We start from the raw sequence: 16,772 nt of genomic DNA, 5'->3' as shown, positions 1-16,772 counted from the left end.
ATAATTTATAATAGGCTTATATACGGGGGTGATTAACAATGAATGAAATATTAAATATGATAATAAACACTATTAAGAATATGGATGTATGGGCCATTTTAGATATATTAGTAGTTTCTTATGTGTTTTTCAAAGGATATATGCTAATAAAAGAGACCAGAGCGGAACAATTACTAAAGGGGATAGGACTTATACTTATTTTGATACCTATAAGTATGTTATTAAAGCTTAATATGCTTAATTTTATACTTAATAAGACTATAACAATAGGAGTTTTATCTATAATTATAATTTTTCAACCTGAAATAAGAAGAGCTCTTGAGCATATTGGAAGAAGTACTTTTGAGGATTTACATGTAATTCAGGATGATGTGGAATTAGAAAATGTAATAACTGAAATTGTAACAGCAGTAGCAGCAATGGCAGAAGAAAGAACAGGAGCTTTAATAGCTATAGAACAAAGTACAGGGCTAGGTGAAGTAATACAAAATGGTACAACGTTAGATGCTAAAGTATCTTCAGCTTTACTTGAAAATATATTTGTTGTTAATACACCACTTCATGATGGAGCAACTATAATAAAAAACGATAGGATAGTGGCGTCCGGATGTGTGTTGCCACTTACTAACAATAATTCTATAAATAAAAAACTAGGGACTAGACATAGGGCGGCTATAGGTCTTTCTGAAAATTCAGATGCATTAATAATAGTAGTATCTGAAGAAACAGGTAATATATCACTAGCTGTAAATGGAAGGTTAACTAGAAATTATGATAAAGATAAACTTAAGTCTATACTTCTTAAAATAATGAGGAATAGAAGGGATAAGAGAGTTAAGTCTTACAAAGAGAAGGTGAAGATATGGATGATAAATCTAAAAAGCAAGAAATAGTAGTTAGAATTATATGCGTAATACTTTCCTTTGGGTTATGGCTATATGTATCAAATGTGGAGAATACGACTAGAGAGTATAAATTTGATAAGGTTCCAGTAGAAATTTTAAATACTGATATTTTAAAAACAGATTATAAATTAGCGCTAGTCCCTAATCAAAACTTCACAGTTACTTTAAATTTAGAAGGACCACAAAATGATGTATATAGAGTAACTAGAGATCAATTTAAAATTGTTGCCAATTTAAAAAATTATGTTCTTAAAAAAGGTTTGAATGAAATACCAGTTGAGATTGTAAATTCACCTTCTAATATAAATATAAATAAAAAAAATACAGGAGTTTTAAAGGTTAAAATTCTTTTAGATGAATATGCTGAAAAGAAAATGCCCATTAAATCTGATATAAAGCCGATTACACAACAAGGAATATATGCTGGAATTCCGGATGTAACCCCAGCTACGGCAACTGTTTCAGGGCCTAAAGAGTATGTTAATAAGGTTAAAGTGTTATCAGTAAGTGGTGAAGTTCAGAATGTAAATAAGAACATGGATATTACATTACCTATTGTGGCGGTAGATGAAAATAATAAGCCTTTACAAGAGGTGAAAGTGGAACCAGAGGTAGCAGCTGTCAGTATAAAGGTTAATAAGGGTAAGAGTGTTCCTATAAATGTTGTTACAACTGGAAAAGCTAAAGAGGGTATAACTATTAATTCGATAGTTTCGGTACCTGATAAAGTTGAATTAATAGGTGATGATAGTATATTAGATAATATAAGTAAGATAGACACAGAACCTTTAGATATATCAAAGATAACTGAAGGTGGAGAGGTAAGCATTGGTGTAAGCATACCTAAAAATGTAAAGATTAATTTGCAGGGTAATAAAGTAAAGGTAAAGATAGCATTAGTAAGTACTATAACTAAGCAGTTTGAGGTTCCAGTAACGCTTCAGGGTTTGGATACCACTTTAGATTGTAAATTAGATGTTCAAAAAGTAACAGTAAGTTTAAGGGGTGAAGAATCTGTAATTAATTCAATTAAGAATGAAGATATAAAAGCAGAATTGAATTTACAAGGTAAAAAAGAAGGAGATTATGTAATAGCACCGAATATAACCTCTGAGAAATTAAATAATGTAAAATTAACAGGAACTGTACCTGATAAAGTTAAAGTGAATATTGTAAAGAAACAATAATAAAAAAATTCCTACTTAGATAAGTAGGAATCTTTTTTGCTATTTTCTTTTTAATACTACTAAAGCTCCAGCACCAGCTAATGCTAGTCCAAATAGTAATGAAGAAGAGGCAAAAGGCATTCCAGTTGCAGGTAACTTGCCTTTTTCAGTTGCTTTTACTTCTGGTGTACTAGGTACAGTAGGTGTAGTAGGTGTAGTAGGTGGGGTATAAGGAACTCCTTGAACATTTAAATCTTTAGCTAACTGAGAAGCTAAAACATTTTTGCTATCACAACTGTAATCCCAGAACATTGCACCGCCTAAGCCCTTAGCTTTTACATAGTCCATTTTTATACTTAAGGATTTTTCATTCTCATAAGAAAGAGCGAAAACTTCCTTTCCATCCTTGTCCTTCATTGTTAAATAAGGAACTTTAGCTGTATCATCCCATTTTTGGGTAAATAAGGGATTGTTAAGCATTTTTGAGGCTATTGTTTTGTAGGTAACAAATGTATCAGCATCTAAATCTACTCCTAATCCTTTAAATACACCCTTTTCATAATCTGTAAAGTATGGGGTAGTGACTTCTTTACCACCTTGATCCCAATCTTTTGCAGGTTCTAAGGCAATTTTAGGAACCCTTCCATAAAAGGCAGCACCTAGATTTGTTTTTTCAGCAGGAAGACCAGCCTTCAAGTAGTTATTAATTATAAAGTCTGTACTATATTTATCACCAGCTACTATTGTAGGAAATTCTTTTGAATCATATAAATTAGAATTAAAATATTGAGAACCGTACGCATAGTCGTATGTCATTACATTTACATAATCAAGTAATGGGACTACCTTAGAAAATTCTGTCCATTCTTTTACAAAGTTAGCATTCGCAGCACCGGCTATTGTAAGAAGACTATCTTTACCTAATTTGTTTCTTAATTCTTGAAGTAGAAGTGTATAATTTTGTTTGTCTTCAGGGATTGATTTTATAACACCCCAACCACCGTTAACTGGGTATTCCCAATCTATGTCTATTCCATCTAGGTTGTATTCTTTAACTATTTCTAGCGCTGAATTTGCAAATTTTTCTCTATTTTCTTTAGTTGCAGCTGCATCACTGAAACCCCTACAGCCCCAGCCACCAACAGAAAGTAATACTTTTAAATCTTTATTTTTCTTTTTTAATTCAGGTATAGTTTTTAAATCTTTTTTTACTTTATCAGGTAGGTATATTGTGTAAAGTTTACTAGAGTCAGTTGGAACTTTTTGCTCATTTGCTTCTTCATTGTGGTAGATTAAACCAAAAGAATAATTTAAGTGTGTTATTTTAGTAACATCAATGTCGTTTAAGTCTCCGGATTCTTGATAAAAATAGCCGATAGACTTATAAGTTTTGTTAATCTCAGCAGCTCTTGCTGTATTTGGAGCAAAGCTAACCATAAGAGTTGAAACAGCTAAGGCTGCTATTAAGCCTTTTAAAGATTTTTTCATTAATTACCCCTCCCAAAAGTGTTTTATACGTTTACAATATAAATGTTAAAATATAACTGAAAATAAGTCAACCTGTTTTTTACATTTATTCAATAATTTTATAAGGAAAAATTTATTATTTTAGGTATTTTGTGATTTGTATAGATTTTATTATTTTAGATATGATAAAATAATGTTTTCCTAATAATTTAAGGAGGTTCAAATATGACAATAAGAATTAATAATATAACTCTTGATATAGATGATGAATTAGAATTAATAAATAAGAAAATTGCAAAAAAACTTAAAATGCCAGAAGTAGAAATAGGTAAAATAAAGATAGTAAAAGAATCTATAGATGCTAGACGTAAGAATCAGATAAAATTTAATTATTGTGTAGATATAGAACATAAAGAGGAAAGTAAACTCGTAGCGAAGCTTAATGATAAAGATGTAAAGATAGAAACTACAAAATATAATGAGGAGTTTCAGTTTGGCAATAAAAAACTTAAGCACAGACCTGTAGTCATAGGTATGGGACCAGCTGGACTTTTTGCTGCCTTGCTTTTAGCTAAAAAAGGATATAAGCCTTTAGTTTTTGAAAGAGGGGAAGCTGTGGATGAAAGAACAAAGACTGTGGAAAACTTTTGGAAAACAGGAAAGCTTAATACTGAATCAAATGTACAATTTGGAGAAGGTGGAGCAGGATCTTTTTCAGATGGTAAGCTTACTACAAGAATAAAAGATACTAGATGTGATTTTGTTTTAGAGGAGTTTGTAAAAGCTGGTGCACCAGAAGAAATAATATATAAGGCAAAACCACATGTAGGAACAGATATATTAAAAGGTGTAGTTAAAAATATAAGAGAAGAAATAAAAAAATATGGCGGAGAAGTTCACTTTAATTCAAAGCTTGAGACGGTAATAAAAAGAGATGGAAAAATAATAGGTGCTATTATAAATGGTAATGAAATACCTTGTGAAGCTCTAATTCTTGCTATAGGACATAGTTCAAGAGATACCTATGAAAGTATATTAAATAGTGGAATTCATATGATACCTAAGCCATTTGCTATAGGTGTTAGAATAGAGCATCCACAAAGTCTTATAGACTTTAATCAATATGGAAATTATTCGAATCATCCAAAGCTTAAGGCTGCGGAATATAGATTAACATATCAAAGTAAAGCATTAGAAAGAGCAGTATATTCTTTCTGTATGTGTCCTGGTGGAGTTGTGGTTGGAGCTTCATCTGAAGAAGAAAGACTTTGTGTAAATGGTATGAGCTATCATGCTAGAGATAAGGAAAATGCTAATTCAGCGCTTGTTGTTACAGTGGGACCAAATGATTTTGAGGGAAGTTCACCTTTAAGTGGAATGGAGTTTCAAAGACATTATGAAAGCTTAGCATATAAATTAGGTGGGGAAAATTATACTGCACCAGTGCAATTAGTTGGAGACTTTTTAAATGATAAAAATTCAACTAAATTAGGAAAGGTGAATCCAAGTATAGTCCCTGCATATGAATTTAGAGAACTTAAAAATTGTTTACCTCATTATGTAATAGAGACTTTAAAGGAAGGCCTTGTAGATTTTAATAAAAAGATAAAAGGATTTAGTGATGATCATGCAGTTATGACTGGCATAGAATCTAGAACTTCAGCTCCTGTAAGAATTGAAAGAAATGAAAAGCTTGAGAGTATATCACTTAGTGGGGTATATCCAGCAGGTGAAGGTGCAGGCTTTGCAGGTGGTATAATTTCAGCTGCTGTAGATGGACTTAAGGTGGCTGAAAGTATAATGAAAGAGTATGCCCAAAAATAAAATAAATACAATTTTCTGAAAACTTCGGTTTTCAGATTTTTTTTTGTTAATATATAGATATAGGTGGTTGATTTTGTATGCAAATTTGTTATAAAATTAACAAGGAGTGTTTAATTGGGTAGTTAATATTTAGGCATATTCAAAAAAATAATAGGTAAATATATTTTTAAAGGAACTCTTACAGAGTAAGTTCATATTAGCCAAATTAAAATTTGAATTCTTGCTTATAGTAGGATTATTATTTTCTTTCATATGCTTAAAAAATTAAAATAAAAAATATTAGAAGAGGTGCATGTTCTTATGAGTAAAAATTTTGAACAATTATTTTCAAGATTAAAAGAAGTTAAAGTCAAAACCCTTTCTGTTGCGGTAGCACAGGATGAACCAGTATTAGAAGCTGTAAAATTAGCGCATGAAAAAGGATTTGTTGAAGCTATTTTAGTTGGTGATGAAAACCAAATAAAAGAAATTGCTACTAAAATAGGAATGGATTTAAGTAAATTCGAAATAGTACATGAAGAAGATACACAAAAAGCAGCTTTAAAGGCAGTAGAAATAGTATCTACTGGAAGAGCAGATATGCTTATGAAAGGTTTATTAGATACAGCAACATTCTTAAGAAGTGTATTAAATAAGGAAATAGGATTAAGAACAGGAAATCTTATGTCACACGTAGCTGTTTTTGATATTCCAAGTCTTGATAGATTATTATTCTTAACAGACGTTGCATTTAATACATATCCTGATGTAGCTACTAAAGCTGGTATGATTAAAAATGCATTATTAGTTACTAAAGCTTGTGGAGTAGAAATGCCTAAAGTTGCACCAGTATGTGCAGTAGAAGTTGTAAATAAAAATATGCCTGCTACTTTAGATGCAGCTGAACTTGTAAAGATGAATGAAAATGGAGAAATAAAAGACTGTATAGTTAATGGACCATTTGCATTAGACAATGCTATATCAGAAGAAGCTGCTAAACACAAAGGAATAGAAGGACCAGTTGCAGGAAAAGCAGATATATTGGTATTACCAAATATTGAAACAGGTAATGTTATGTACAAAACATTAACTTATTTCTCAAATTCAAAAAATGGTTGCGTATTAGTTGGAACAGCAGCACCAGTTATATTAACATCAAGAGCTGATAGTTTTGAGACTAAGGTTAACTCAATAGCTTTAGCAGCACTTGTAGCAGATAGAAAATAATATTAGTTTAAATAAATTTTTAAGGAGTTTTTAAAGATGGCTTATAAATTATTAATAATTAATCCAGGTTCAACTTCAACTAAAATAGGTGTATATGAAGACGAAAAACAATTATTTGAAGAAACTTTAAGACACTCATCAGAAGAAATAGGAAAATATGATACTATATATTCACAATTAAACTTTAGAAAAGATGTAATATTAAAAGTTCTAAAGGATAATAATTTTGATATAAAAACTTTAAATGCTATAGTTGGTAGGGGCGGAATGTTAAAACCTATGGAAGGTGGAACGTATTCTGTAAATGAAGCTTTATTAGAAGATTTAAAGGTTGGAGTTCAAGGACAACATGCTTCAAATCTTGGTGGAATAATAGCAAATGAAATAGCTAAAGAATTAAAAATCCCTACTTTTATAGTAGATCCAATTGTTGTTGATGAATTGGAAGATATAGCTAGAATTTCAGGAGTTCCTGAACTTCCAAGAAAGTCAAAGTTCCATGCTTTAAATCAAAAGGCTGTAGCCAAGAGATATGCAAAAGAAAATGGTAAAGCATATGAAGATTGTAGACTTTTAGTGGTTCATATGGGTGGAGGAGTATCTGTTGGTGCTCATATAAATGGAAAAGTTGTAGATGTAAATAATGCTTTAGATGGAGAAGGTCCTTTCTCACCAGAAAGAGCTGGTAGTGCCCCATCAGGAGATCTTTTAAAGCTTTGTTATAGCAATAAATATTCAGAAAAAGAATTATATTCAAAAATAGTTGGTAAAGGTGGGTGTGTAGCTTACCTAGATACAAATGATATGAGAGATGTATTAAAGATGACTGAAGAAGGTAATAAAGAAGCTGAATTAGTATTTAATGCATTTATATATCAAGTAGCTAAATGTATTGGTGAAAGAGCTGTAACATTTAGAGGAAAAGTAGATTCTATAATATTAACAGGTGGAATAGCCTACGGACAAAAAGTAGTAGAAGGAATAAAGAGCTATGTTGAGTGGATAGCACCTGTTACAGTATATCCAGGCGAAGATGAATTACTTGCATTAGCTCAGGGAGCTATAAGAGTATTAAGCGGAGAAGAAACTGCTAAAGAATATAAATAAAATTGTAGAAAAAATATTTATTTAGTTTAAAATGTGCCCTATAGAGTAGATACTTAAAAAATCTACCCTATAGGGTTTTTATATTTATGGTTATAAAACAGGTTATGTTAATGATTTATATTATTATAAAAAATAGTAGCATATATAAAATAAATGGTTAAATATAAGTTTTTTATATTTAACTGTATTAACAAAAAATTCATACAAATTTATATTTATACATGCGAATTTTAATAAATGATATTAAAGGGTAAAAGGAATAAATAAATTGATAAAAAAAACTCTTATTAGTTAATAAATTATTTATAAAAAATCATAACGCATAACAAAAAGAATTATCTGAATAATTAAAATTATCTCACAAAAATGATAGTATTAAGATAAGTATAATGATAATAGTTTTTAACCTAAACAAATGTATTTGATATAGGCAAGGGGGCTTTATGAAGAGAATAACAATATTTTCTGGACATTTTGGAAGTGGGAAAACTGAAATAGCCATTAATTACGCTTTGAAATTAGCTAAAGAAGGGAAAAAGGTAAATCTAATAGATCTGGATATAGTAAATCCGTATTTTTGTATAAGGGAAAAAATTAGTTTTTTAAATTCAAATGGAGTAAATGTAATATCATCAGATCCACATCTAGTTAATGCTGAACTCATGGTTGTACCACCTAATGTTATATCAGCATTTTGTAGTAAAGATGAATATGTAATATTTGATGTTGGTGGAGATGATATGGGCGCGACTGCTCTTAGTCAGTATAATGAGTATTTTAAACAAGAGGATTATGAAATGTTTTTTGTGATAAATACATTAAGACCATTTACTAAAGATGAGGTCGGTATAGAGGAGTATATAAGGAGTATAGAAAAGGCAAGTAGACTAAAGGTATCAAAGCTAATATCAAATAGTAATCTTTCAGTAGAAACTGAATTAAGTCATATAATAGAAGGTTATAATGAAATAAAACTTGTTTCGGAAAGATTAAACATACCATATGGATTCACAGTAGCTAAAAGGGAATTTGAAAGTGAGTTTAAAGGTTTAAATATTGGAGAATTTTTCTTAATAGATATTTATATGAAGCCATCATGGATGTAAGAAGTAGGAGGAGAAGAAATGGCAAAGGTTACATTTAGGGAAGATAGGTGTAAGGGGTGTGGACACTGTATTTTGGCATGTCCTAAGAGCATAATTTCATTTTCAAGTAAATTAAATGAAAAAGGATATCATCCGGCTCAAATTTTAAAAGAAAATATAAGTAAATGTATAGGTTGTGCTTCGTGTGGAAGAATGTGTCCAGATTTAGTTATAACAGTAGAAAGATAGGGGGCGAAGTTATAATGGGGAAGAAGGTATTAATGAAAGGTAATGAAGCAATAGGGGAAGCTGCAATAAGATCAGGATGCAAGTGTTTTTTTGGTTATCCTATAACGCCACAAACCGAAGTAGCAGCATATATGGCTAAGGAGATGCCAAAGTTAAATAGAGTATTTCTTCAAGCAGAAAGTGAAATAGCAGCAATAAATATGGTTTATGGAGCTGCAGGAACTGGTGTGAGGTGTATGACATCGTCTTCAAGTCCAGGAATAAGTTTAAAGGCAGAAGGTATATCATATATAGCAGCATCAGAGCTTCCATGTGTGATTATGAATATTATGAGAGGTGGACCTGGTCTTGGAGGAATACAACCAGCACAAGCAGATTATTTTCAAGCAACAAAGGGATGTGGACATGGAGATTATTATTTACCAGTGTATGTACCAAATTCAATTCAAGAGATGGTAGATATAATACAAGAGGCATTTGATGTTGCAGATATTTATAGAACGCCTGTAATGGTAATGGGAGATGGTATGCTTGGTCAAATGATGGAACCAGTAGAGTTTAAAGAAAGGGTTTCAAGAGAAATACCAGAAAAGACTTGGGCAGCAAATGGAAGGGGTAATAGAGAAACACATAATGTGATAAACTCTCTATATTTAAATCCAGAACAATTAGAAAATCATAATTTAAAGTTATTTAAAAAGTATGAAGAAATAATGAAAAATGAAGTTAGATATGAGTTATTTAATGTAGAAGAGGATACTGATTTAATATTAGTAGCTTATGGAACTACATCGAGAATATGTAAAAGTGTTATAAGACTTGCAAAAGAAAAAGGCATAAAATTAGGACTAATAAGACCTATAACTATATGGCCTTTCCCTAGGGAAGCTTTTGATAAAACTATTAATAAAACTAAATTTGGATATTTATCAGTTGAGATGAGTATGGGACAAATGGTTGAAGATATTAGACTTAGTGTTGAGGGTAGAAAGCCTGTTGATTTCTATGGAAGAGTTGGTGGGATGGTCCCTACTCCAGAAGAAATTCTTACAAAGGTTGTACAAATTGTAGGAGGTGAAAAGTAATGGCTATAGTATTTGAGCCAACAAAGGCTATGTTAGATGTTCCAACTCATTATTGTCCAGGGTGTACTCATGGAATTATCCATAGATTAATAGGAGAATGTATAGAGGAATTAGAAATTTTAGATAAAACCATAGGTGTGGCACCAGTAGGTTGTTCAGTATTGGCTTATAATTATTTTGCTTGTGATATGTTTGAGGCAGCTCATGGCAGAGCACCTGCAGTTGCTACAGGAATTAAAAGAGCAAATCCAGATAAAATAGTGTTTACTTATCAAGGAGATGGGGATCTTGCAGCCATAGGAACAGGAGAAATAGTTCATGCCGCTGCTAGGCGCGAAAATATAGTATCAATATTCGTAAATAATTGTATTTATGGAATGACAGGAGGACAAATGGCACCAACTACACTTCCAGGACAAGTAACAGAAACTTCACCTTATGGAAGAGATACAAAAACACAAGGTTATCCATTAAAAATAGCAGAAATGATTGCAACTGTGGACGGTGCCTATTCTGTTGAAAGGACTTCAGTAGATAGTGTTCAAAATGTTGTTAAAACTAAAAAGGCTATAAAGCAAGCGTTTCAAAATGTAATAGATGGTAAAGGTTTTTCTATGGTAGAGGTTTTATCTATTTGTCCAACCAACTGGGGACTTAATATAGAAGAGTCTTTAAATTGGGTAAGGTCTAGTATGATGAAATATTATCCACTTGGAGTGAAAAAGCAAGGGGAGGATGTTTAATATGAAAGGTCAGGAGATTATATTTGCAGGCTTTGGAGGACAAGGAATATTATCAATGGGAAAATTTTTAGCTTATGCAGGAATGGATGCTAATTTAAACGTATCATGGATACCTTCCTATGGAGCTGAAATGAGAGGTGGTACGGCTAACTGTTCTGTAATAATAGAGGATGGAGAAATAGGATCACCTGTAGTTACTAAGGCTGATAGTTTAGTGGTTATGAATAGACCTTCATTAGATAAGTTTGAAGATTATGTAAAAACAAATGGATTAATAATATTGGACAGTGATTTAGTTACAAGGGATGTTATAAGGAAGGATGTTAAAGTAATAAAAATTCCAGCTCAAACATTAGCGTCCAACTTAGGCAGTTCTAAAATTGCAAATATGGTACTTTTAGGAGCACTTGTAGAAGAAACTTCAATAGTATCTATAGAGGAATTATTAACTTCACTTAAAGAACATGGAAAAGAAAAGTTTTTTGAGGTTAATAAAAAGGCTTTAGAGTTAGGTGTTGAAATAGTTAAGAATAACAAATAAGGAATCATTAAAATTGAGGGTTGAGAATTAAGTTGTATTTTTTCTAGAAAAAAGTATCATTTTCAATTCTCAATTTTTTTAATATATTTTTAGGTTTTCATTTCTTAATTATGATTGCATAAAACAAGAAAATTTTGGTATAATAAATATTAACATTATGTAGGAGTGAGGTTATGAGAACTTCTTTAAATATACAAAATAAACTTACAAAGATAGCAGAAATGAGTGGTGATTCATTATTTCAAGTCTTAGAGTTTGATGAATTAGCAGGTGGACATGATATTGATTCAGCTACTAAGATAAAGTTTATGAAAGATGCTAAGATTAAATTAAGACAAGTAAGAATAATACTCCATAATAGTGGAGTAAGAACAGAAGCTGGTGCGCTTAGTTATCTAAAGGGAAATATTAATATGACTACAAAGTTTGGTGGTGTAGTAAGTTTAGGAAAAAAGATATTTACGAATAAAGTAACAAATGAAAGCACATTTAAACCTTTGTATGAAGGAACTGGTGAGATATTTTTAGAGCCATCATTTAAGCATTATGCTTTGTTAGAGCTTGAAGATGATGAGATAATAGTTGATGATGGTCTTTATTATGCTTCAGAAGAAAGTGTAGAAGTTGGTGCTTCTATGCAAAAATCAATATCATCTATGATTTTTGGAAATGAAGGTGTATTTCAAACACAAATAAAAGGAAATGGTATTGTGGTTTTAGAATTACCTGTACCAGAAAGTGAAATTTTTAAATGTAGAATTAATAATGATGTATTAAAGGTAGATGGTAATTTTGCAATATTAAGAACTGGCGATATAGAATTTTCAGTAGAAAAATCAACAAAATCCATAGCTCAGACAGTAGCATCAGGAGAAGGTTTTTTAAATGTTTATAGAGGTACTGGTGAGATTTGGTTAGCGCCAACTATGAGTATATACAATAAGATAAGAGAAAATAATTTGAATTTTGAAGGAAAAGAAATGGAAACATTAGAAGAAAGTGACGATTAAATCAATAAACTATTGTATATATTAATTTAGAATAGTAATATATTATTAGGGAAATAACAGAGTATGTGGAGGAGAATTATATGGATATTAAAAGTATAGTTGTAATTGTTTTTATGAGCTTATATTTAATTGGTGGAGCATATGCTATTTATAAGAGTGAAAAGTTTAAAGAAAATCAATATAAATAAAATTTTAATAGAGAGATATTTAAGCCATTGATTAAGTAAAAGGTATTACTTAATCAATGGCTTTTTTAGGGTTAATAACTTTTAATATAGTAAATACTACTTAAGATGATATGTTTGAATTTTTATATGGAGGTAAATATGAAAATTGTAAAAGAAAATAAAAGTCTTAGGAGTAATTTTTATAAATATTACATAATAAGTTTTTCATGTTTATTTTTATTTACTATGAGTATATTTTATTTTATAGCAAATAAAATTTTTTATAATATAGTTTTAAACAATGCAATTGGAAGAACAAATATTATGAGTGAAGATATAGATATAATTATAGAAGCGGCTAGTAAAAATTATCTTAAAAGTGTTGATGATTATATGATTAAATTTATAGTTAGAAAAAATGTTGATTTGAATAAAATTATAAATGAATTAAAAGAAGAGGCTATTGATAATAAAGTTCAGATAAGTATGCTAGATGAAAAAGGTGACTTAATATATTCGAATAATAATGAAGATATAAATAGACTAAAAAACAATAATATTATAAACCAGATCAATGAAGGAGATGAGTTTTTTTATTTAGATATAGATGGAGAGGAGTATATTTATCATATTATAAATGTAAAAGATAAGAATATAACTTTTATAAGTAGAATAAAGAGAAAGGATTTAAAAGAATATATATTAAGAGAATATTTAAATGTAAAAACTCCTGCCTATGCAAACCAAGAAGAATATACATATGTATTGGATACACAAGGAAATGTAATAATCCATCCATTTTATTCGAATAGGAATATAAATGATTTGAAAGATTATAGCGGTAATTCAGTGCTTAATCAAATGGTAAAGAACAAAAATGGCATTATAAGATATAAAATAAATACTGATACAGCTATAAAAGATGAAAAAAGAATTACACAATATAGTTACATTAAGGAGTTTGATTGGATAGTTGCGACATCTATATCAGAAGAAACAGTAATAAATAGAAATGTAAATGTTATAATAACTTCGGTTTTAATGGTTTTAATTGCTTGTTTTATAGCTATAGTGATTATAACTTTCTTTGCAATTAAAGAAATCAGAGATAGAATTAATTTTTTAGATAATGAAATAAATGAATACCTTATATTATTAGATCATAACTCAAAAATAAATTATAAAAGTAAAAATGAAATATATAGATTAAAGGAAGCATTTGATGTATTAATGAAAAAGAATAAGGAATATTCAGATTCATTAGTAAATAAAAATGTTGAACTTGAAAATGAGGTAAGTAATAGAGAACAGATAATAAAAAATAGTCTATTAGATTTAAAAGAAAAAAGTTTAAGAGAAGAGAAGATAAGGGAACTTTCTAATTTTCTTCAAAATTGCTATAGTGAAAAAGAAATTTATGAAGTTTTATCATATACATTACCTCATATATTTGTTGGAAGTAGTGGAGGGCTTTATATTAAGAATGCAAAGAAAATATTAATAGAAAAAGTAAGCTGGGGCAATTTAAAGTTAGAGGAAACAGTGAGATTTTGTGATTGTTGGGCTTTGAAGACTAATTATATTTATTTTAGAAGTGCTGAGCATAAGCCATTATGTAAGCATTGTATAGATGATATTAAAACCTATATTTGTTTTCCTATATTTGATGAAGGCAAAATAATAGGACTTTTAAATATTGATTATAATTTTGAAATGAGTTCTTCAAAAAAGGGAGAGTTTAGAAGATTATCAGGTATTATTTCAGAAACTATTGCTATAAATATAGCTAACATAAGGATAAAAAAGAAGTTAACAGAGTTATCTACAATGGATTCATTAACTTCAATTCTTAACAGAAGATATTTAGAAGAAGTTATTAAAAATGATAGGATAGATAAAAACACTGCTTTATTAATGATGGATTTAGATGATTTTAAAAAAGTTAATGATAAAAATGGGCATGTGGTAGGCGATCAAATACTTGTGAAATTCTCTAAATTAGTTAAAATGGTTTTAGAAGAGGATGCTATATTTTTAAGATATGGTGGGGAAGAATTCCTTATAATAATAAAAAATGTAGATAAAAGTAAGGCTATAGAATATGCTCAGAAGATAAGAAAGAGAGTTTTTGATTGTTTGAAAATTAAGGAATATGGAGTAGCTTGTACTGTAAGTATAGGAATGATTTATAATACTAAAGAGAATCAAGACATAAATATGCTTATAGAAAAAGCAGATAATAATCTTTATATTGCAAAGGGACAGGGGAAAAATAGGGTAGTATATAGTGATGAAGATTTGAAAAATAGTAATTAATATGGTATATTTTATAATAATAAAGTGTTAGAACATATTATTATAAAAGGTATTGTTAGGAGTTTATGAAAAATGGAGAATTTTAATTCCAAATTACAAAGTAAGGAAATGGATTATTTTTTTAATGCTATTTTGCAATTAGAAAATATGGAAGAATGTTATAGGTTTTTTGAGGATGTAGCAACAATAAATGAAATAAAATCTTTAGCTCAGAGACTTCAAGTTGCTAAAATGCTAAAATATAAAAGAACATATAATGAAATTGCAGAGGTTACAGGGGCATCTACAGCTACTATAAGTAGGGTAAATAGGGCTCTTAATTATGGAACTGATGGATATAATATAGTATTAGAAAGGCTAAAAGAAAAATAATACTATTGTTAATTTATACGCAATTGACTATAATAATTAATGAATGAAAAAGTAAAGATTGCAAAAGAGAGGTAGTTACTATGGCAAGATTATTCGGAACAGATGGTGTTAGAGGTATAGCAAATACAGAACTAACAGCACAGCTTGCATACGATTTAGGAAGAGCAGGAGCTTATGTATTAACAGAAGGAACGCATAAACCTAAAATAATAGTTGGAAAAGACACTAGAATATCAGGAGATATGTTAGAATCAGCATTAGTATCAGGAATACTTTCTGTAGGTGCTGAAGCTGTATGTGTAGGAGTAGTTCCAACTCCAGCAGTAGCACATCTAACAAGAGAATATGGAGCAGATGCAGGTATAATGATTTCAGCATCTCACAATCCTGTAGAGTACAATGGAATCAAGTTTTTTAATGATAAAGGATATAAATTATCAGATGAGTTAGAGGATGAAATTCAAAGAGTAATAGAGAATGGATTCAAAGATGTTCCATCACCAGTAGGTGAACATCTAGGAAGAAGAAGAAGAGAAAAAGCGGCGCTTGAAGATTATATAGAATTTGCAAAACAAACAATAGCTGTTAATTTAGATGGACTTAAGGTTGCGTTAGATTGTGCCAATGGTGCTTGCTATGAAGCAGCTGTTCAAGCTTTTAGAGATTTAGGAGCAGATGTTTTTGTTATAAATGACAATCCAGATGGAACAAATATTAATGAAAGCTGTGGATCAACACATCCAGAAGAACTTATGGATTATGTTGTTAAAAAAGGCTGTGATTTAGGTTTTGCATTTGATGGAGATGCGGATAGATGTTTAGCTGTAGATAATAAAGGAAAACTTATAAATGGAGATTACATTTTAACTTTATGTGCAAAACACTTAAAAGAAATAGGTAGACTAAAAGATAATACTTTAGTTGTAACAGTAATGAGTAATTTAGGCTTAATGCTTGCTTGTGAAAAAGAAGGTATTAAGAATATAATAACTAAAGTAGGAGATAGATACGTACTTGAAGAAATGGTTAAGGAAGGATATGTACTTGGTGGAGAACAATCAGGACATATAATATTCTTAGAATACAACACTACTGGAGACGGACTAGTTACAGCACTTCAAATATCTTCAATAGTTAAGAGAAGTGGAAAGTCTTTAAGTGAATTAGCTTCAATAATGAAAGAACTTCCTCAAGTTTTAGTAAATGCGAAAATACCAAACAACATGAAGAATATTCATGAAGAGGATGCTGAAATAATAGCTGAAATAAAGAAGATAGAAGAAGCACTTCATGGTGTTGGAAGAGTTCTTATAAGACCTTCTGGTACAGAACCGTTGGTTAGAGTTATGCTTGAAGGGGAAAACCAAGTAGAGATAGACAAAATGGCTCATGACCTAGCTAAAATGATTGAAGAAAAAGCAAATAAATAATATTAAATTCCTAGTGGTATAATAACTACTAGGAATTTTTTTCGGGGTGCAATACGAGGGGGAAAGTTGATTAATTTTCTTGTTCCGTCGCTGGCGCTC

The 16,772-nt window shown here is 30.0% G+C and carries 15 protein-coding genes; 14 read left to right on the top strand and 1 reads right to left on the bottom strand.

The window, feature by feature from the left end; translation table 11 throughout:
- Nucleotides 1-38: 38 nt before the first annotated feature.
- Nucleotides 39-893 (top strand): diadenylate cyclase CdaA, encoded by an 855-nt coding sequence (gene cdaA, locus BUB01_RS12395; RefSeq protein WP_072988056.1) that lies wholly within the window; start codon nucleotides 39-41, stop codon nucleotides 891-893.
- On the top strand, nucleotides 863-2,092 hold the full coding sequence (locus tag BUB01_RS12390) for a CdaR family protein (RefSeq protein ID WP_072988055.1): 1,230 nt from the start codon (nucleotides 863-865) through the stop codon (nucleotides 2,090-2,092). Before cdaA ends, BUB01_RS12390 begins: the two co-directional genes overlap by 31 nt.
- Before the next feature lie 39 nt (nucleotides 2,093-2,131).
- Here the strand turns inward: BUB01_RS12390 and BUB01_RS12385 are convergent, their stop codons facing one another.
- A complete protein-coding gene (locus tag BUB01_RS12385; protein WP_072988053.1) occupies nucleotides 2,132-3,559 on the bottom strand; it encodes a glycoside hydrolase family 18 protein in 1,428 nt (475 codons plus the stop codon).
- 204 nt (nucleotides 3,560-3,763) lie between these two features.
- Between BUB01_RS12385 and BUB01_RS12380 the strand changes: the two genes are divergently transcribed.
- The 12 genes from BUB01_RS12380 (at nucleotide 3,764) to glmM (ending at nucleotide 16,673) form a co-directional block, all read left to right on the top strand.
- Nucleotides 3,764-5,362, top strand: coding sequence for an NAD(P)/FAD-dependent oxidoreductase (locus tag BUB01_RS12380; RefSeq protein ID WP_072988052.1), 1,599 nt, complete (start codon nucleotides 3,764-3,766; stop codon nucleotides 5,360-5,362).
- A 288-nt stretch (nucleotides 5,363-5,650) separates the two neighbouring features.
- Nucleotides 5,651-6,568 carry a phosphate butyryltransferase gene (gene ptb / locus BUB01_RS12375; RefSeq protein WP_278337135.1) on the top strand — a complete coding sequence of 306 codons (918 nt, stop codon included), beginning with the start codon at nucleotides 5,651-5,653 and terminating at the stop codon, nucleotides 6,566-6,568.
- Nucleotides 6,569-6,604: 36 nt separating this feature from the next.
- Nucleotides 6,605-7,675 carry a butyrate kinase gene (gene buk / locus BUB01_RS12370; RefSeq protein WP_072988049.1) on the top strand — a complete coding sequence of 357 codons (1,071 nt, stop codon included), beginning with the start codon at nucleotides 6,605-6,607 and terminating at the stop codon, nucleotides 7,673-7,675.
- 443 nt (nucleotides 7,676-8,118) lie between these two features.
- Nucleotides 8,119-8,781: a nucleotide-binding protein gene (locus tag BUB01_RS12365; protein WP_072988047.1), complete on the top strand. Its 663-nt coding sequence runs from the start codon at nucleotides 8,119-8,121 to the stop codon at nucleotides 8,779-8,781.
- Between the two features lie 18 nt (nucleotides 8,782-8,799).
- Nucleotides 8,800-9,009, top strand: a complete 210-nt coding sequence (locus BUB01_RS12360; protein WP_072988044.1) for a 4Fe-4S dicluster domain-containing protein — start codon at nucleotides 8,800-8,802, stop codon at nucleotides 9,007-9,009.
- Between the two features lie 14 nt (nucleotides 9,010-9,023).
- Entirely contained in the window at nucleotides 9,024-10,094 is a 1,071-nt protein-coding gene (locus BUB01_RS12355; RefSeq protein WP_072988041.1) for a 3-methyl-2-oxobutanoate dehydrogenase subunit VorB, read from the top strand.
- Nucleotides 10,094-10,837 carry a thiamine pyrophosphate-dependent enzyme gene (locus tag BUB01_RS12350; protein ID WP_072988038.1) on the top strand — a complete coding sequence of 248 codons (744 nt, stop codon included), beginning with the start codon at nucleotides 10,094-10,096 and terminating at the stop codon, nucleotides 10,835-10,837. The genes BUB01_RS12355 and BUB01_RS12350 overlap by 1 nt, the downstream gene beginning before the upstream one ends.
- Nucleotide 10,838: 1 nt before the next feature.
- Nucleotides 10,839-11,378, top strand: a complete 540-nt coding sequence (locus BUB01_RS12345; protein WP_072988036.1) for a 2-oxoacid:acceptor oxidoreductase family protein — start codon at nucleotides 10,839-10,841, stop codon at nucleotides 11,376-11,378.
- A 173-nt stretch (nucleotides 11,379-11,551) separates the two neighbouring features.
- Nucleotides 11,552-12,388, top strand: coding sequence for an AIM24 family protein (locus tag BUB01_RS12340; RefSeq protein WP_072988034.1), 837 nt, complete (start codon nucleotides 11,552-11,554; stop codon nucleotides 12,386-12,388).
- Nucleotides 12,389-12,714: 326 nt separating this feature from the next.
- Nucleotides 12,715-14,871 carry a diguanylate cyclase gene (locus tag BUB01_RS12335; RefSeq protein ID WP_072988031.1) on the top strand — a complete coding sequence of 719 codons (2,157 nt, stop codon included), beginning with the start codon at nucleotides 12,715-12,717 and terminating at the stop codon, nucleotides 14,869-14,871.
- Between the two features lie 72 nt (nucleotides 14,872-14,943).
- A complete protein-coding gene (locus tag BUB01_RS12330) occupies nucleotides 14,944-15,243 on the top strand; it encodes a YerC/YecD family TrpR-related protein (RefSeq protein ID WP_072988030.1) in 300 nt (99 codons plus the stop codon).
- Between the two features lie 80 nt (nucleotides 15,244-15,323).
- On the top strand, nucleotides 15,324-16,673 hold the full coding sequence (gene glmM / locus BUB01_RS12325) for a phosphoglucosamine mutase (protein WP_072988028.1): 1,350 nt from the start codon (nucleotides 15,324-15,326) through the stop codon (nucleotides 16,671-16,673).
- Nucleotides 16,674-16,772 lie beyond the last annotated feature (99 nt).

It is taken from the genome of Clostridium cavendishii DSM 21758, from assembly GCF_900141845.1.
Taxonomy (GTDB): Bacteria; Bacillota; Clostridia; order Clostridiales; family Clostridiaceae; genus Clostridium_AG; species Clostridium_AG cavendishii.
Note: the sequence above shows the minus strand (reverse complement) of the source record. Positions and strands in the feature narration are given on the sequence as shown.